Origin of the sequence: Enterovirga sp. GCM10030262, assembly GCF_042666435.1 — a bacterium.
Taxonomy (GTDB): Bacteria; Pseudomonadota; Alphaproteobacteria; order Sphingomonadales; family Sphingomonadaceae; genus Allosphingosinicella.
Genome location: NZ_JBHTDC010000002.1, coordinates 449,369 through 464,845, shown reverse-complemented (window position 1 = coordinate 464,845; position 15,477 = coordinate 449,369). Strand labels below are relative to the sequence as shown.

The 15,477-nt window shown below is 66.7% G+C and carries 18 protein-coding genes and 1 pseudogene; 14 read left to right on the top strand and 5 right to left on the bottom strand.

The features are described from left to right. Positions 1-23: 23 nt before the first annotated feature. Both ACFQRC_RS11450 and ACFQRC_RS11445 read right to left on the bottom strand, forming a co-directional pair. On the bottom strand, positions 24-914 hold the full coding sequence (locus tag ACFQRC_RS11450; protein WP_379961301.1) for a dienelactone hydrolase family protein: 891 nt from the start codon (positions 912-914) through the stop codon (positions 24-26). Continuing rightward, positions 911-1,540: a glutathione S-transferase family protein gene (locus tag ACFQRC_RS11445; RefSeq protein WP_379961299.1), complete on the bottom strand. Its 630-nt coding sequence runs from the start codon at positions 1,538-1,540 to the stop codon at positions 911-913. The genes ACFQRC_RS11450 and ACFQRC_RS11445 overlap by 4 nt, the downstream gene beginning before the upstream one ends. Before the next feature lie 126 nt (positions 1,541-1,666). Here ACFQRC_RS11445 and ACFQRC_RS11440 point away from each other — a divergent pair, with 126 nt between their 5' ends. Both ACFQRC_RS11440 and ACFQRC_RS11435 read left to right on the top strand, forming a co-directional pair. Further along, positions 1,667-1,945 (top strand): type II toxin-antitoxin system RelE/ParE family toxin, encoded by a 279-nt coding sequence (locus ACFQRC_RS11440; protein WP_379961297.1) that lies wholly within the window; start codon positions 1,667-1,669, stop codon positions 1,943-1,945. Next, positions 1,945-2,253 (top strand): HigA family addiction module antitoxin, encoded by a 309-nt coding sequence (locus tag ACFQRC_RS11435; protein WP_379961295.1) that lies wholly within the window; start codon positions 1,945-1,947, stop codon positions 2,251-2,253. The genes ACFQRC_RS11440 and ACFQRC_RS11435 overlap by 1 nt, the downstream gene beginning before the upstream one ends. A gap of 88 nt (positions 2,254-2,341) precedes the next feature. On the opposite strand, the gene clpA is transcribed toward ACFQRC_RS11435, so the two are convergent. Both clpA and ACFQRC_RS11425 read right to left on the bottom strand, forming a co-directional pair. Next, on the bottom strand, positions 2,342-4,663 hold the full coding sequence (clpA, locus tag ACFQRC_RS11430) for an ATP-dependent Clp protease ATP-binding subunit ClpA (protein WP_379961293.1): 2,322 nt from the start codon (positions 4,661-4,663) through the stop codon (positions 2,342-2,344). A gap of 129 nt (positions 4,664-4,792) precedes the next feature. Next, on the bottom strand, positions 4,793-5,059 hold the full coding sequence (locus ACFQRC_RS11425) for a DUF1192 domain-containing protein (RefSeq protein ID WP_379961291.1): 267 nt from the start codon (positions 5,057-5,059) through the stop codon (positions 4,793-4,795). Between the two features lie 13 nt (positions 5,060-5,072). Between ACFQRC_RS11425 and ACFQRC_RS11420 the strand changes: the two genes are divergently transcribed. Further along, a complete protein-coding gene (locus tag ACFQRC_RS11420; protein ID WP_379961289.1) occupies positions 5,073-6,074 on the top strand; it encodes an NAD(P)H-quinone oxidoreductase in 1,002 nt (333 codons plus the stop codon). 103 nt (positions 6,075-6,177) lie between these two features. Continuing rightward, positions 6,178-6,822, top strand: a complete 645-nt coding sequence (locus ACFQRC_RS11415) for a glutathione S-transferase family protein (RefSeq protein WP_379961287.1) — start codon at positions 6,178-6,180, stop codon at positions 6,820-6,822. Here ACFQRC_RS11415 and ACFQRC_RS11410 read toward each other — a convergent pair. After that, positions 6,803-7,246 (bottom strand): hypothetical protein, encoded by a 444-nt coding sequence (locus ACFQRC_RS11410; protein WP_379961285.1) that lies wholly within the window; start codon positions 7,244-7,246, stop codon positions 6,803-6,805. The genes ACFQRC_RS11415 and ACFQRC_RS11410 overlap by 20 nt on opposite strands. Before the next feature lie 201 nt (positions 7,247-7,447). Here ACFQRC_RS11410 and ACFQRC_RS11405 point away from each other — a divergent pair, with 201 nt between their 5' ends. The 10 genes and pseudogenes from ACFQRC_RS11405 (at position 7,448) to queA (ending at position 15,445) form a co-directional block, all read left to right on the top strand. After that, entirely contained in the window at positions 7,448-8,158 is a 711-nt protein-coding gene (locus ACFQRC_RS11405; protein WP_379961284.1) for a DUF1013 domain-containing protein, read from the top strand. After that, the gene (locus ACFQRC_RS11400; protein WP_379961282.1) at positions 8,136-9,257 is read left to right on the top strand and encodes an MBL fold metallo-hydrolase; all 1,122 of its coding nucleotides are present in this window, start codon (positions 8,136-8,138) and stop codon (positions 9,255-9,257) included. Before ACFQRC_RS11405 ends, ACFQRC_RS11400 begins: the two co-directional genes overlap by 23 nt. A gap of 47 nt (positions 9,258-9,304) precedes the next feature. Then, entirely contained in the window at positions 9,305-10,987 is a 1,683-nt protein-coding gene (locus ACFQRC_RS11395) for a long-chain fatty acid--CoA ligase (protein ID WP_379961280.1), read from the top strand. Positions 10,988-11,010: 23 nt separating this feature from the next. Continuing rightward, positions 11,011-11,298, top strand: a complete 288-nt coding sequence (locus tag ACFQRC_RS11390; RefSeq protein ID WP_379961278.1) for a type II toxin-antitoxin system Phd/YefM family antitoxin — start codon at positions 11,011-11,013, stop codon at positions 11,296-11,298. Continuing rightward, on the top strand, positions 11,295-11,690 hold the full coding sequence (locus ACFQRC_RS11385) for a type II toxin-antitoxin system VapC family toxin (protein ID WP_379961276.1): 396 nt from the start codon (positions 11,295-11,297) through the stop codon (positions 11,688-11,690). Before ACFQRC_RS11390 ends, ACFQRC_RS11385 begins: the two co-directional genes overlap by 4 nt. 32 nt (positions 11,691-11,722) lie before the next feature. Further along, positions 11,723-11,971 carry an exodeoxyribonuclease VII small subunit gene (locus ACFQRC_RS11380; protein WP_379961274.1) on the top strand — a complete coding sequence of 83 codons (249 nt, stop codon included), beginning with the start codon at positions 11,723-11,725 and terminating at the stop codon, positions 11,969-11,971. Positions 11,972-11,976: 5 nt separating this feature from the next. Further along, entirely contained in the window at positions 11,977-12,876 is a 900-nt protein-coding gene (locus ACFQRC_RS11375; protein ID WP_379962423.1) for a polyprenyl synthetase family protein, read from the top strand. Between the two features lie 37 nt (positions 12,877-12,913). Further along, positions 12,914-13,420, top strand: coding sequence for a pantetheine-phosphate adenylyltransferase (coaD, locus tag ACFQRC_RS11370; protein ID WP_379961272.1), 507 nt, complete (start codon positions 12,914-12,916; stop codon positions 13,418-13,420). A 74-nt stretch (positions 13,421-13,494) separates the two neighbouring features. Continuing rightward, positions 13,495-14,061, top strand: a pseudogene (locus ACFQRC_RS11365) (peptidylprolyl isomerase); the annotation flags it as partial. Between the two features lie 355 nt (positions 14,062-14,416). Beyond that, on the top strand, positions 14,417-15,445 hold the full coding sequence (queA, locus tag ACFQRC_RS11360; protein WP_379961270.1) for a tRNA preQ1(34) S-adenosylmethionine ribosyltransferase-isomerase QueA: 1,029 nt from the start codon (positions 14,417-14,419) through the stop codon (positions 15,443-15,445). The last annotated feature ends 32 nt before the right edge of the window (positions 15,446-15,477 follow it).

Below are 15,477 nucleotides of genomic sequence, written 5' to 3'. Positions count from 1 at the left end.
TCGCATTGTTCTCGTCACGTGGGTCAGCCGGCGGTCGTGCCGAGATGGCGGGCGAAGAAGTCCAGCGTCCGCCGCCACGCCAGATCCGCCGCCGCCTTGTCGTATCGCTCCGCCGACGTGTCGTTGTGGAAGGCGTGGTTGACGTTCGGATAGACGTGGGTGGTGACGTCCTTGCCCGCCGCCTCCAGAGCCTTGGCGAAGGGAAGGGCGGTCTTGTTGACCCGCTCGTCGAGCCCGGCAAGGTGGATCAGCATCGGCGTCTCGACCTTCACGGCTTCGGCGGGATCGGGAGCCGTGCCGTAGAAGGGCACGGCGGCGCGCAGCTCCGGTCCCGAGGCGACGGCGAGGCGATTGACCATTGCGCCACCCCAGCAGAAGCCGACCGCGCCCACCTTGCGGCTGCCGCCGGCGGGCGAGCTCAGCCATTTGATGATGGCGACTCCGTCGCCGGTGGCGGCGGCGAGATCGAGCGTGCCGATCATCTCGCGCGCCTTGTCCTCGTCTGCCGGGGTACCGCCGAGCGGCGACAGGAAATCGGGCGCGACCGCCGACAGGCCGGCGAGCGCGACGCGGCGCGCGACGTCGCGTATATGGTCGTTGAGGCCGCGATTCTCGTGGATGACGAGAACCAAAGGCAAACCGGGATCGGCCTCTACCGGCGCCGCGCCATAGCCCTTCATCTTGCGGCCCGGTGAAATCTCCCATTCCAGGTCGCGCAATTCGAGGCGCGGATCGTCCGGTGGCACGATCGCGGCGGCGGCCGGGCTGGCGGCGATGCCGAGCAGCAGGGCATTGGCCGCGGCGGCGCTTCCGGCCAGCCTGGTCAGACGGGCCATGAAGTCGCGGCGGTCCATGCCGTCATGCGTGAAGCGGTCGTAAAGGCGGATCGCGGCGTCCCGGATGTCGTCGCTCATGCCGGCTGCTCCTCTTTCGCCGGCATCGCGGCGTCATCGAGTTCGTTCGCGCGCCTGGCGGCGGGGCGGACGTCCAGGCGGCCGACATAGTCCTTAAACCCGGGGCGCTCATCGATCGTACCGAACATCAGGCCCCAGCCGATCTGCGAGCCCACATAAACGTCGGCGGCGGTGAACTGATCGCCGCAAATGTAGGGGCCTCGCGAGATCGCCAGCTCCAGCGCGCTCATCGTGTCCTCGAAGCTGCCATAGCCGAGCATCTGCTTCTTGTCGGATTCAAAGCCCTGGGATTTGTTGGTCACCGCCGCTTCGACCGGACCCGCGGCGAAGAACATCCAGCGATAATAAGGGCCGCGGCGCTCGTCGCCGGGCGGGGGAGCGAGGCCGGCGGCGGGGAAGGCGTCGGCCAGATAGGCGCAGATCGCCGCCGCCTCGGTCACGACGGTGTCGCCATGCCTGATCGCCGGCACCTTGCCCATCGGATTGACGGCGAGATAGTCCGCGCCCTTCATCGTCGTACCGTAATCGAGCAGGACGGTGTCGTAGGGCTCGCCTACTTCCTCCAGCATCCACCGGGCGATCCGCCCGCGCGACATCGGATTGGTGTAGAAAGTGAGGCTGGGCATGGCGGTACTCCTGCTGCGGAGGCGCCACCTTATCGTCCCTCCGGCGGAGTCGCTAGACGCGCGGTCCAACGGGGAGACTGTCAGGCGGTGCTTGACAGGTCATTTGTCAGGCACTAGCTTACACCCATGATCCGCTCGTTCCGCAGCAAAGCCCTGCGCCGGTTGGCGGAACGGGGTGATGCGTCGAAGCTGAGCGTGCCGAATGTCCGCCGGGCGGAGGCGATACTCGCCAGGCTGGAGGGAGCGATCACGCCGGAGGACATGAACCTGCCCGGCTATCGGTTCCACGGCCTCGAAGGACGCGACAAAGGACGCTATGCCGTCGATGCTTCGGGCAACTGGCGGATCACATTCGGCTGGGATGGCAGGAATGCCGTCGATGTCGATCTGGAGGATTACCACTGATGACCAACCCGCTCCTCAAGGGCTTGCGCCCCGTCCATCCCGGCGAGATGCTGCGCGAGGATATCCTTCCCGCCGTCGGCCGCCCCAAGACGGAGATCGCCCGCCTGCTCGGCATCTCTCGCCAGACGCTCTACGACATCCTTGGCGAGAAGCAGCCCGTCACCCCGGCAATGGCCTTGCGCCTCGCACGGATGTTCGGCGGCAGCGCCGAAAGCTGGGTCAACATGCAGCGCAACTACGACCTCAAAATCGCCGAACGCGAACTGGGCGATGCCCTCGACGCCATCCCCCGGCTGGAGGCGGCGTGAGCGGGTGAATCCAATTGTGTCACCGGAATTTAGATTTTGCCTGTAATTTGGCCAACTCCTAGACGGGCGCAGCCCAACGCGGTGGTAACTACGCCTTCTGCTCTTCCGGCTTCTTCTTGCCGCCGCCCTTCTTCCTTCGCGGCGCCTTGGGCGCCGCCGGGACGATCTCGAAGGCGGGAGCATTGTCCTTGATCGTGACCTTGACCTCGCCGCCGCCCATCAGCTTGCCGAACAGCAATTCCTCGGCGAGCGGCTGCTTGATCTTCTCCTGCATCAGGCGGCCCATCGGGCGGGCGCCGTAGAGCCGGTCGTAGCCGCGAGAGGTGAGCCATTCCTTGGCATTCTCGTCGAGGCTGATGTGGACGTTGCGGTCCGCCAGCTGCAATTCGAGCTGGAGGATGAACTTATCGACGACGCGGGCGACCACTTCGGGGGGCAGATAGCCGAACGGCACGACCGCATCGAGACGGTTGCGGAATTCGGGCGTGAACATCCGCTTGATCGCTTCCTCATCCTCGCCCTCGCGGGTGATGGCACCAAAGCCGATCCCCTCGCGGGCCATGTCGGACGCCCCGGCATTGGTGGTCATGATGAGGATGACATTGCGGAAATCGACCGTCTTGCCGTGGTGATCGGTCAATTTGCCGTTGTCCATCACCTGGAGGAGGATGTTGAACAGGTCGGGATGGGCCTTCTCGATCTCGTCGAGCAGCAGCACGCTGTGCGGATGCTGGTCGACCGCGTCGGTGAGCAGGCCGCCCTGGTCGTAGCCGACATAGCCCGGGGGGGCGCCGATCAGGCGGCTGACCGAGTGGCGCTCCATATATTCCGACATGTCGAAGCGCTGGAGCGGAATGCCCATGATCGAGGCCAATTGGCGCGCGACCTCGGTCTTGCCGACGCCGGTGGGGCCGGAGAAGAGATAATTGCCGATCGGCTTGTCCGGATCGCGGAGGCCCGCGCGGCTCAGTTTGATCGCCGACGACAAGGTGTCGATCGCCTTGTCCTGGCCGAATACGACCCGCTTGAGGTCGCGGCCGAGATGCTCGAGCGCCTTCTTGTCGTCGGCGCTGACGCTCTTGGGCGGGATGCGGGCGATGGTCGAGATGACCGCCTCGATCTCCCGGGTGGTGATCGTCTTCTTGCGCTTGGACGGGATCACCAGCATCTGCATCGCGCCGACCTCGTCGATCACGTCGATCGCCTTGTCGGGCAGCTTGCGGTCGTTGATGTAGCGCGCCGACAGCTCCACCGCCGACTTGATCGCGTCGGGCGTGTATTTGACGTTGTGATGCTCCTCGAACGCCGAGCGCAGGCCGGCGAGGATCTTGATCGTGTCCTCGATGGTCGGCTCGTTGACGTCGATCTTCTGGAAGCGCCGGAGCAAAGCCCGGTCCTTCTCGAAATGGTTGCGGAATTCCTTGTAGGTGGTCGAGCCGATGCAGCGGATCGTGCCGCTCGACAGCGCCGGCTTGAGGAGGTTCGACGCGTCCATCGCGCCGCCCGAGGTGGCGCCGGCGCCGATTACGGTGTGGATCTCGTCGATAAACAGGATCGCGTGCGGCAGCTTTTCGAGCTCCGTCACCACGGCCTTCAGTCTTTCCTCGAAATCGCCGCGATAGCGCGTGCCGGCGAGCAAAGCGCCCATGTCGAGCGAGTAGATGACCGCCGGCTTGAGCACGTCGGGCACGTCGCCCTCGATGATCTTGCGGGCGAGGCCCTCCGCGATCGCCGTCTTGCCGACACCCGGATCACCGACATAGAGCGGGTTGTTCTTGGAGCGGCGGCAGAGAATCTGAACGGTGCGGTCGACCTCGGGTCCGCGCCCGATCAAGGGATCGACGCGGCCGGCCTGGGCCTTCTCGTTCAGGTTTACCGTGAATTGCTTCAGCGCCGATTCGGACTTCTTCTTGCCTTCTTCCTTGGGCGTCTCCTCGGTGCCCTTCACCTCGGTCGGTTCGGCGGCGGCTTCGCCCTTGCCGACGCCATGGCTGATGTAGCTCACCGCATCCAGGCGGCTCATATCCTGCTGCTGCAGGAAATAGACGGCATAGCTCTCACGCTCGGAAAAGAGCGCGACGAGCACGTTGGCGCCGGTCACTTCGTCTCGTCCGGAAGACTGGACGTGGAGGATGGCGCGCTGGACGACCCGCTGGAAGCCGCTGGTGGGGGAGGGGTCGGTTTCGCCATCGACCTTCAGCGCTTCGAGCTCGCTGTCGAGATAGAGGCGGACGCCTTCGCGCAGCTCCTTCAAGTCGACGCCGCAGGCATGCATCACCTTGGAGGCGTGGACATCCTCGACGAGCGCGAGCAGCAGATGCTCGAGCGTCGCATATTCGTGCCTGCGGCCGCTCGCTTCGGCGAGCGCCGTATGGAGCGTCTGTTCCAGTTCGCGGGCGAATGACGGCATATCTTACTCCTCAGGGCCCGCGCTGGCTGTCACGGGCAACTTGTCCCCAATGTCGTGCCGCGTCGGCCCATCATCAAGCACTCGTCCTTATTAACGGCGGAGCGCCTTGGACGTTGCTCCGCGCGTCCTTCACTTCTTGAATATCGCATCGGCGCTTGCGCGATGGTTAACGGCGGCTTCAATTTTTGCCTTCACCCGCGCGATTTCGCCTTCGAGCGCGGCGATGCGGGCGTGGAGCTCGTCGACCGAAAAGGGATCGAGATCCTGCCTGACGAGCAACGTCAGCGGGTCGCCTGGCTTGTCCGGAAAGAGTTCGTCCAGATCCATGTGCGAAGAGTCCGCCGGACACCCGCTTGTGTCAATCGGATGCGCGACATATCCCCAGATTTCTTGCATGGAGCGTGACTTAATGACCACCCTTCCGGCCACGATGATCGCGATCGACCCGGCCGAGACGGGCGGGCCCGAGGTGCTGAAGCCGGTCGAGCGGCCGGTTCCGAAGCCCGGCGCCGGCGAGCTGCTCGTGAAGGTCGCGGCGGCGGGCGTGAACCGGCCCGACGTGATGCAGCGGCTGGGCCTCTATCCGCCGCCCAAGGGCGCCCCCACCATTCCCGGCCTCGAAATAGCGGGCGAGATCGTCGCCACGGGAGAGGGCGTCGATCCCGCGCGCGTCGGCGAAAGGGTCTGCGCGCTGGTCGCCGGCGGCGGCTATGCGCATTATGCCGTCGCGCCCGCCGGCCAGTGCCTGCCGGTTCCGGCGACGCTGACGATGATCGAGGCGGCCGCGCTTCCCGAGACCGTCTTCACGGTCTGGAGCAATCTGTTCCAGCGTGGCGGCGCGGCGGAGGGCGACACCGTGCTTGTGCATGGCGGCACGAGCGGCATCGGCACGACCGCAATCCTGCTCGGCACTGCGTTCGGCCTGACCGTCCTCGTCACGGCCGGCTCCGACGAGAAGTGCGCCCGGGCGCTGGAGATCGGCGCCGCACACGCAATCAACTACAAGATTCAGGATTTCGTCGAGTCGGTGAAGCAGGTCGCGCCGGGCGGTGTGCAGGTCGTGCTCGACATGGTCGGCGGCGACTATGTGCCCCGCAACCTCGCCTGCCTCGCCGAGGAGGGCCGGCACGTCTCCATCGCCGCCCAGCGCGGAGCCAAAGCCGAAATCCCCCTCTGGCCGATCATGGCGAAGCGCCTCACCCTCACCGGCTCCACGCTCCGCGCGCGCTCGGTGGAGTTCAAGTCGGCCCTGGCGGACGAATTGAGGCGCGAGGCCTGGCCGCATCTGGAGGCTGGACGCATACGCCCGGTCATCGACAGCGTCTTTCCTCTGGAGGCGGCCGCTGACGCCCACCGCCGCATGGAGAGCAGCGAGCATGTGGGCAAGATCGTGCTGGAGATGCATGACTGATCGAGCGTGGCAATCCGGACCGGACCGATCTGTTCCGATGGATCAACGCATGATGCGGACGCGGCGCTGGATTCCCGCTTTCGCGGGAATGACGGGGGGTGAAATGACGTTGGAACTCATTCTCCACGAATATTCGGCGTCCGGCAATTGCTACAAGGTCCGGCTCACCGCCGCGTATCTCGGTCTGCCGCTGGAACGGCGCGAATATGACATCTCGAAGGGCGAGACGCGGACGCCCGCGTTTCTCGCCGCCGTCAACGCCAACGGCCGCATTCCGGTGCTTCAGGTCGGCGACCGGTTCATCCCCGAGAGCAACGCCGCCTGCTTCTATCTGGCCGACGGCTCGCGCCTCATTCCCTCGGATCGTTTCGACCGCGCGGACATGCTGCGCTGGATGTTCTTCGAGCAGTACAGCCACGAGCCCAACATCGCGACGATGCGCTACTGGCTCGCTTATGTCGGAGAAGACCGGCTGAGCGGGGCGCAGCAGGGCCAGATGCCGGCGAAACGAGCCGCCGGGGAGGCCGCGCTCCGGCTGATGGACGAGCACCTGGAGACGCGTCTGTTCCTGGTCGGGGAGACGCTCAGCCTCGCCGACATCGCTCTCTACGCCTACACCCATGTCGCGGCGGAAGGCGGCTTCTCGCTCGGCGCCTTTCCAGCGGTCGTGAAATGGCTGGAGGCGGTACGCGCCGCCCCCGGCCACATCTCGATCGACTCCTACCGCTTCACTCGGAATTCTTGCTGATCTCGTGGGCGAGGACGGCGACGCCGATCGCCCCGGCGACGAGCAACCCGCCGACCACGATTGCGATCGTCCCCAAGGTGGAAGGGCCACCGTCATCGTCTTCATCCTGCGCGACGCCGAGCCTGGCGCCGATCGGCTGGCCCGCGAGCATCAAGCGCGCTTTGCCCTTGCCGGTGAATCCCAACTCCATTCCTTCCGAGAAGCGCAGGGCGGCGCGGCCGTCGCTGGCCTCGCTGCGCTGCATCGAAGCGACGGCGAGCCCGGCGCGTACCGCACGGGTTTCGCCGCCCAAAGGCACGCGCAGGCGCGCTCCGGCGAAGGCGCCGTGGCTCTGCTGCGCTGCGATCGGCAGGTCGTCGATCGTCGCGGCCAGAGCCGGCTGCGCCACGGCAAGCGTCTGCGCCGCCACAAGCGACGCGATCATCAATCTCTTCACTGGTCCCTCCCCTGATTCCCCATTCCTCCCATTCATCGGGCGCGCGGCTTTTTTGAGGCGGATTGCGGCCGATTATCGGCGAAGCGGAACAAGTCTTGGCTTGCGCCCGGTGGACGGCGGGCGTACATCGCGGGCAATGTTTCGGCCGCTCCGCGAAGGGGCGGCCCTTATTTTATCCGGAGACGCCCAGTGGCTCAGCCGCTCATGCCCCATGCGACCGCTTCCTGGCTGGTCGACAACACCGCGCTCACCTTCGAGCAGATCGCCGAATTCTGCGGCCTGCACATTCTCGAGGTGCAGGCGATCGCCGACGATACCGCCGCGACCAAGCTGACCGGCCGCGATCCGGTTCGCGTCGGCGAGCTCACCATGGAGGAGATCGAGCGCGGCCAGGCCGATCCCGAATATCGCCTGCGGATGCAGAAGGAGCCCGACAAGGCCGTCCGCACCAAGGGGCCGCGCTACACGCCGGTGTCCAAGCGTCAGGACAAGCCCGACGGCATCGCCTGGATCATCCGTAACCACCCGGAGATTTCGGACGGCCAGATCGGCAAGCTGATCGGCACCACCCGCACGACCATCGCCGCGATCCGCGATCGTACGCACTGGAACATCGCCAACATCCAGCCCAAGGATCCGGTGACGCTTGGTCTCACCTCGCAGCGCGAGCTCGACGCCATCGTCGCCAAGGCGGCGAAGGCGGCGGGTATCGAGCCGGCGCCGGTCGACCTCAACCTCGCCAGCGACCGCGAGGCGCTGATCACCGAGCTCCGCGCCGAGCGTGAGACCCACGCCCGCGAGGCCGAAGCGGCGCTTGCCGCCGAGGCCGCCGCCCAATCCGGCGACCAGGAAGCCGAAGCCAGCGCCGAACCGGATTTTGTCGATCCCTTCAAAAACTGAGGGCGCGACCCCCGACGCCTCGATCGCGGACGCCGGCGCGGCTTACAGCCATAAGGGCCTGACCTATCCGCTCGGCCGCGACGGACCCGGCGCGGGCGAGGTGATCGCAATCGCCGACGGCGTCTGCTGGGCACGGCTGCCGGTTCCAGGCTCGCTCAAGCACATCAACATCTGGCTGCTCGACGACCCCGGATCGGAGTCCGGGGAAAGCCCCGACGGCGTCGCCATCGTCGATACGGGGCTCGACATCGCGCCCTGCCGCGAGGCTTGGGAAGCGTTGCTCGCGGGTCCGCTGGCGGGCCGTTCCGTCACCCGCGTCATCTGCACGCATTTCCACCCCGACCATATCGGCCTTGCCGGTTGGCTGACGGAGCGCTTCGGCGCGCCTTTGTGGATGACGCGCGAGGAATGGCTATTCGCGCGGATGCTGACCGCCGATATCCGCGACACGCCGCCGCGCGAAGCCTTCGCTTACTGGCGCGCCGCCGGCTGGGACGAGGAGAGGATCGCGGCCGAGGCGGAAAAGGGATGGGGCCGCTTCTCCTCGGTGGTGAGCCCGGTGCCGGTCGCCTTCGTGCGGATGCGCGACGGCGATACGATCCGCATCGGCGCCCGCGACTGGCGGGTGCTGGTTGGCGGCGGCCACAGCCCCGAACATGCCTGCCTGGTGGACGAGGCAGGCGGCGTGATGATCGCGGGGGACCAGGTGCTGCCGCGGATCACCTCCAACGTCTCGCTCAGCCTGAGCGAGCCGGAGGCGGACCCGCTCGGCGACTGGCTCGCGTCGATCGCCAAACTGAAAATGCTGTCCGACAGCCCGCTCGTCCTCCCCTCCCATGGCGAGCCCTTCACCGGCCTCCACGCCCGTCTCGACGCGTTGGACCACGGCCACCGCAAACAGCTCGACGCGCTCCACGCGCACCTGTCGGAGCCGCGCCGGGCCGTGGATTGCTTCGCGATCCTGTTCGCCCGCAAGATCGACGACAGCGTCTTCGGCCTCGCCACCGGCGAAGCGATGGCCCATCTCCGGCGCCTCCAGGTGGAGGGAAGGGCCGTGCGGGAGCTGCGCGACGGCATCCACTGGTATCGCGCGACCTGAGGGTCTGAGGACTTGAGCCTGGGCGGTGCCCCCGTTACGCCTGCGCCATGACCGATCCGGCCGACATCTGGCGCAAGGCCTATCGCCATCCCGCGCCATGGGAGCGGGATTTCCCGCCGCTGACGGTGCCGGACATGTTCCAGCGCACCGCCCGGCGCGTTCCCAATAGCTGGGCGATCGACTTCATGGGTCGCAAGTACAGCTATGCCGAGGTGGCGAGCGGCGTCGACCGCGTCGCCTGCGGCCTGGCGAAATTCGGTATCGGCGAGGGCGACCGGGTGGGTCTCTTCCTCCCCAACGTCCCGCATTATGTCGCCGCTTATTATGGCGCGATGAAGCTGGGCGCGATCGTCGTCAATTTCTCGCCCCTATACACGGTGCCGGAGCTGGCCGCGCAGATCGAGGATTCCGGCACGCGCATCCTCTTCACCGTGTCGGCCAGCGCGCTGTTGCCGAACGCGCTGGAGGTGATGGAGATGACCGGGCTCGAACGGCTGGTCGTCGGCTCCGTGGCGGGCGCGTTGCCGCCGGCCAAATCGGTCCTCTACCGCCTGTTCAAGCGAAGCCAGATCGCCGAGCGCCCCAGCATTGGGCGCGTCACGGCATTCTCCGCGCTGATCGCCAATGACGGCCGCTGCGAGACGCCTACGCTCGATCCGCAGGCGGTCGCCTTGCTTCAATATACGGGCGGCACCACCGGTACGCCCAAGGGCGCGATGCTGACCCACCAGAATCTCACCGCCAATGCCCGGCAGGTCGAAGCGATCGACCCGGAGCCGGAAGCGGACGACCGGATCATGGGCGTTCTCCCGCTCTTCCATGTCTTCGCCAACACCTGCGTCCTCAACCGCACCATCGCCAAGGGCGGCGAGATGGTGCTACTGCCCCGCTTCGATGCCGCGCAGGCGCTGGCCGCGATCGAGCGGACCAGGGCGACGGCGCTGCCGGGCGTTCCGACCATGTATCAGGCTCTGCTCGACCATCCCGGCATCGCGAAGGCGGACCTCTCCTCGCTCCGTGTCTGCATCTCCGGGGGCGCGCCGATGCCGGCCGAGGTGAAACGCCGCTTCGAGGAGAAGACCGGCGCCCGCCTCGTGGAGGGCTATGGATTGACCGAGAGTTCCGGCGTCGTTTCCACCAACCCCTATGAGGGGCTCAACAAGACCGGCACGATCGGCCACCCGCTGCCGGCGACGATGGTGACCCTAGTCGACAAGGAGGATCCGAGCCGCCCGGCGCCAACAGGCGAACCGGGCGAGATCGTCGTATCCGGGCCGCAGATCATGAAGGGTTATTGGAATCGCCCGGAATCCGACGCGAAGGTGTTCGTCCCGGGCGGCCTTCGCACCGGCGATGTCGGCCTGATCGACGAGGATGGCTATATCCGCATCGTCGACCGGCTGAAGGACATGATCGCCGTGTCGGGCTTCAAGGTTTTCCCGAGCCAGCTCGAAGCGCTTCTCTATCAGCACGAGGCGGTGCGCGAGGCGCTCGTCATCGGCATTCCCGATCCTTATGCCGGCGAGCGCCCCAAGGCCTTCGTCACGCTGAATGAGGACGCCTCCGTCGCGGACGCCGACCTCCTCGACTGGCTCAACCGGTCGCTCGGCAAGCACGAGCGCATCGTCGCCCTCGAAATCCGCAACAGCCTGCCCAAGACGATGATCGGCAAACTGAGCCGCAAGGAGCTCCAGGCCGAGGAGCGGGCGAAGGCGGAATTGTCAAAGTAGCCACCGGTGGCTACAATGGTGGCATGACCATCCATGTTTCCATTAAAGAGGCGAAGAATCGCCTGAGCGATCTCATCCGCTCCATGGAGAGGGGAGAGCGCGTGATTGTCACGCGACGTGGCGAACCGGTGTTCGAGATGGTGACCCCGCGCCCCGGCGGCATTGATTTCGCGGCACTCGACCGATGGAAGGAGGAGCGTGGCCTTCCACGGCATATCGTTGGGCCGCTGCCCAAGGATTTCGACGACCCGCTGCCAGAGGATTTTCTGATCACACCACTGCGCTACCCGGACGAAGCGGAGCAGAAGTGAGGCTTCTGCTCGATACCAACATTTTGGTACCGCTGATCGACGGAAACGGTCGGAATCTGCCGGAGCCGGTCATTCGTGCGCTGGAGGATGACGACGCCAGCTTATGGGCGAGTGTGGCTTCCATCTGGGAGGTCGCGATGAAGCATCGACTGGGGAAGTTGCCATTGCCGTGTCCGCTGCCCGACTGGCCCGCCGCATTGACCCGCCTCAATATTTCCGCGTTGCCGGTCAGTGCCGCCCACGTCATCCGAGATGTCGATCCGTGGCCGGTGACTAAGGATCCATTCGACAGGCTGTTGCTGGCGATCTGTGCCGCCGAGCAGATGCATCTTGTTACGACGGACGGCGCACTCGTCGATCACCCGCTTGCCTGGCGCCCGACCGCCGCTTGACCCTCGCTTGCGTGAAGGCCAATGCTGATCCCATGTCAGAACAGCCCGAAACCATTGCCCAATTGTCGTTCGAAGCCGCGCTGAAGCGGCTCGAGGAGATCGTCCGTACGCTCGAAGGCGGGGAGGCGTCGCTCGACGCTTCGATCGAACTTTACGAGGAAGGCGAGCGGCTGAAGCAGCAATGCGAGGCGCGGTTGCAGGCGGCGCAGGCGCGTATCGAGAAGATTCAGTTCGGCCGCGACGGCCGGCCAGCGGGCATCGCGCCGTTCGACGGCGGTTGACGCTCGTGGCGGAGGCGTTCGACAGGCTCCATCCGGCGATGACCGATATCGGCGACGACGTCGATCGCCTGCTTGCGGGCCTGCTCGCCGTGCCGGAAGACGCCCGCGACCGGCTCTATCGCGCCATGCGCCACGCCGCGATCGGCGGCGGCAAGCGCCTGCGCCCGCTCCTCGTCGCCGCGGCGTGCGAGCTTTACCACGTCGATCGCGACCGCGCGCTCCGCGTCGGTCTCGCCGTCGAATGCGTTCACGTCTATTCGCTGATCCACGACGATCTGCCCTGCATGGACGACGACGATCTTCGCCGCGGCAAGCCGACGGTGCACAAGGCCTGGGATGAAGCGACCGCCATCCTCGCCGGCGATTCGCTCCATGCGCTCGCCTTCGAAATTCTGGCGGACGAGGCGACGCACGAGGACCCGTTCGTCCGCGTCGAACTCATCGCGGAGCTTGCCCGCGCCGCCGGCCCGGGCGGCATGGCGGGCGGGCAGATGATGGACCTGGCGGCCGAGGCGATGGCATTCGATCTCGCCGCCGTCACCCGCCTTCAGCAGCTCAAGACCGGCGCCCTTATCGGCTTCTGCCTTGAAGCCGGCGCGATCATGGGCCGGGTGCCGCCGGAGGGACGCACGCCGCTTCGCGGCTATGCCCGCGACGTCGGCCTCGCTTTCCAGATCGCCGACGACCTGCTCGACGCCGAGGGTGAGGAGGCGAAGACGGGCAAGCGCGTCGGCAAGGATCGCGGCGCGGGCAAGGAGACCTTCGTGTCGCTTCTGGGCCCCGAACGCGCCCGCCGGCAGGCGGAGATGCTGGTCGGCCAGGCGGTGGAGCATCTGCAGGGCTTCGGTCCCGAAGCGGACCTCCTCCGAGCCATCGCCCGCTTTGCGGTCGAGCGGGATCATTGATAGAAGCCGCGGGCGGGATGATCCATGGGGGGACAATATGACACGCACCGGCGTCTATCCCGGAACCTTCGATCCGATCACGCTCGGCCACATGGACATCATCCGCCGCGGCGCGCATCTCGTCGATCGGCTGGTCATCGGGGTCACCACCAATCCCTCCAAGTCGCCGATGTTCAGCGTCGAGGAGCGGATGGAGATGGTGCGTCGCGAGATCGAGGGCTGTGCCGATGGCAGGATCAGCGTCGTCAGCTTCGATTCGCTGCTCATGGACTTCGCCGAGCGCGAGGGCGCGTCGATGATCGTCCGGGGCCTGCGCGCCGTCGCCGACTTTGAATATGAATATCAGATGGCGGGGATGAACCAGCAACTGAACGACCGGATCGAGACCGTCTTCCTGATGGCCGACGTGTCGCTGCAGCCGATCGCGTCGCGCCTCGTCAAGGAAATCGCGCTCTACGGCGGCGACATCCGCAAGTTCGTGTCGCCCGCCGTCGCCGAGCAGGTACGGGCCCGGGTCGACGAGATCGGCCGCAAAGGCTCATGAACGGTTCAGCCTGACGCGACAAAAGGCGGGGATCGCGTTAAGAGCGGTTAACCAGGGATTCGGGTGAGGGCGTTATGCGTTTGAAATCATTGTTTGTCATCGTCGCGCTGGCGTTCGCGGGCACCGCGACGGCGCAGGACCAGGCGCCGGCTCCCGTCGCGCCGCCGCTGTCGGTCACGCCGGCATTGGAGCCCGAGAACACGCTTCATCTCGACCTCTCGACCGGTGGGAGGGTCAGCATCCAGCTCCGCCCCGACGCCGCGCCCAACCATGTCGAGCGGATCAAGACGCTGGCCCGCCAGGGTTTCTACGACGGCATCATCTTTCACCGGGTGATCGAGGGCTTCATGGCCCAGACTGGCGACCCGACCGGGACCGGGGAAGGCGGCTCCGAGCTTCCGGATCTCGCCGCCGAGTTCAACGCGCTGCCGCACGTGCGCGGCGCCGTCGCGGCCGCTCGCGCGACCGAACCCAACAGCGCGAACAGCCAGTTCTACATCATGTTCATTCCCCGGCTGACGCTCGACAACAAATATACGGTGTTCGGCCGCGTCGTCGACGGCATGCAATATGTCGATACGATCCCGCGGGGCGAACCGGCGGCCAACCCGTCGCGGATCGTGCGCGCCTCGATCGGCGCCGACAATGTTCCGGCGCTGAGCCCGGCCGAGATCGAGACGCTCGCCGCGCAGCAGGCCGCCGCCTCGGCCGCCCGCGCCGCGGCGGCTGCGGCGGCCCCACCGCCCGTCGCCCCGCCCGCCGCAGCCGTGGCCGAAGCGCCGCCCGCCGAAACGCCGGCTGCGACGGAAGCGCCAGTGGTGGAAGCTCCGGCTGCCGAAGCGCCCGCCACGGAAGCGCCCGTCGCCGAGGTTCCCGCTGCCGAGGACGCGGCTGCCGAAGAGCCCGTCGCGCAGCCCGAAAGCGCCGACACGCCGCAAGCCTGAGCCGGCGCCATGCGCGCCCTTCGACAGGCTAGGGATGATCGGACGACACGCGATGCGTGTTGACCTGTTCGACTTCGACCTCCCGTCCGATCGCATCGCGCTGAGGCCGGCGAGCCCGCGCGACAGCGCCCGGCTGCTCCTCGTCCAGGGCGATGCGCTGGAGGATCGTGTCGTGACCGACCTGCCGGGCCTCCTGCGCGAAGGCGACGTCCTCCTGTTCAACGACACGCGCGTCATTCCGGCGCAACTCGAAGGGCATCGGGGCAATGCGAGGGTGGGCGCGACGCTCCACAAGCGTGAGGGGCCGCGCGAATGGCGCGCCTTCGTCCGCAACGCCAGGAGGGTGCGCGACGGCGACCGGATCGACTTCGGCTCCGGTGTCACGGCCCTTGCGGGTAGCAAGGGAACGGACGGCAGCCTCCTTCTCACGTTCGAGGGGAAAGAGCCGGTCGAACTGTTGCTGGAGCGCGCCGGTCGGATGCCGCTGCCGCCCTATATCGCGGGCAAGCGCGAGGCGGACGCCCGCGACGCCAGTGATTACCAGACCATGTTCGCGCGCGAAAAGGGCGCCGTCGCCGCGCCCACCGCCGCACTCCATTTCACGCCTCGCCTGATGAAGGCGCTGGAAGCGGCCGGCATCGGTCACGAGACTTTGACGCTTCATGTCGGCGCGGGCACCTTCCTTCCGGTGAAGGTCGATGACACCGAAGACCATGACATGCATGCCGAATGGGGCCGCATCGACGTCGCCACCGCCGGGCGCCTCAACGCTGCGCGGAAGCGAGGCGGACGCCTGATCGCCGTGGGCACGACATCGCTCCGCCTGCTCGAAAGCGCCGCCGACGAGGCGGGCCGCGTGCGCCCCTTCGAGGGCGACACGGCCATCTTCATCACCCCCGGCTACCGCTTCCGCGCGACCGACGGCCTCCTGACCAACTTCCACCTGCCGCGCTCGACCCTGTTCATGCTGGTCTCGGCGCTGATGGGCCGCGAGCGGATGCAGGCAGCCTACGCCCACGCGATCGACGACGGCTACCGCTTCTACTCCTATGGGGATGCGAGCCTTCTGCTGCCCGCTTAGTGTATTAGTTGACTAACTCAGTCGGTGCGTTC

Excerpts from the sequence above, each read along its gene's own strand:
- queA (WP_379961270.1), top strand. The coding sequence starts at position 14,417 with ATGCGTGTTGACCTGTTCGACTTCGACCTCCCGTCCGATCGCATCGCG.
- ACFQRC_RS11450 (WP_379961301.1), bottom strand. The coding sequence starts at position 914 with ATGAGCGACGACATCCGGGACGCCGCGATCCGCCTTTACGACCGCTTC.
- ACFQRC_RS11425 (WP_379961291.1), bottom strand. The coding sequence starts at position 5,059 with ATGCAAGAAATCTGGGGATATGTCGCGCATCCGATTGACACAAGCGGG.
- ACFQRC_RS11415 (WP_379961287.1), top strand. The coding sequence starts at position 6,178 with ATGACGTTGGAACTCATTCTCCACGAATATTCGGCGTCCGGCAATTGC.
- ACFQRC_RS11410 (WP_379961285.1), bottom strand. The coding sequence starts at position 7,246 with ATGATCGCGTCGCTTGTGGCGGCGCAGACGCTTGCCGTGGCGCAGCCG.
- ACFQRC_RS11395 (WP_379961280.1), top strand. The coding sequence starts at position 9,305 with ATGACCGATCCGGCCGACATCTGGCGCAAGGCCTATCGCCATCCCGCG.
- ACFQRC_RS11380 (WP_379961274.1), top strand. The coding sequence starts at position 11,723 with ATGTCAGAACAGCCCGAAACCATTGCCCAATTGTCGTTCGAAGCCGCG.
- coaD (WP_379961272.1), top strand. The coding sequence starts at position 12,914 with ATGACACGCACCGGCGTCTATCCCGGAACCTTCGATCCGATCACGCTC.
- ACFQRC_RS11420 (WP_379961289.1), top strand. The coding sequence starts at position 5,073 with ATGACCACCCTTCCGGCCACGATGATCGCGATCGACCCGGCCGAGACG.
- ACFQRC_RS11440 (WP_379961297.1), top strand. The coding sequence starts at position 1,667 with ATGATCCGCTCGTTCCGCAGCAAAGCCCTGCGCCGGTTGGCGGAACGG.
- ACFQRC_RS11445 (WP_379961299.1), bottom strand. The coding sequence starts at position 1,540 with ATGCCCAGCCTCACTTTCTACACCAATCCGATGTCGCGCGGGCGGATC.
- ACFQRC_RS11390 (WP_379961278.1), top strand. The coding sequence starts at position 11,011 with ATGACCATCCATGTTTCCATTAAAGAGGCGAAGAATCGCCTGAGCGAT.
- clpA (WP_379961293.1), bottom strand. The coding sequence starts at position 4,663 with ATGCCGTCATTCGCCCGCGAACTGGAACAGACGCTCCATACGGCGCTC.
- ACFQRC_RS11435 (WP_379961295.1), top strand. The coding sequence starts at position 1,945 with ATGACCAACCCGCTCCTCAAGGGCTTGCGCCCCGTCCATCCCGGCGAG.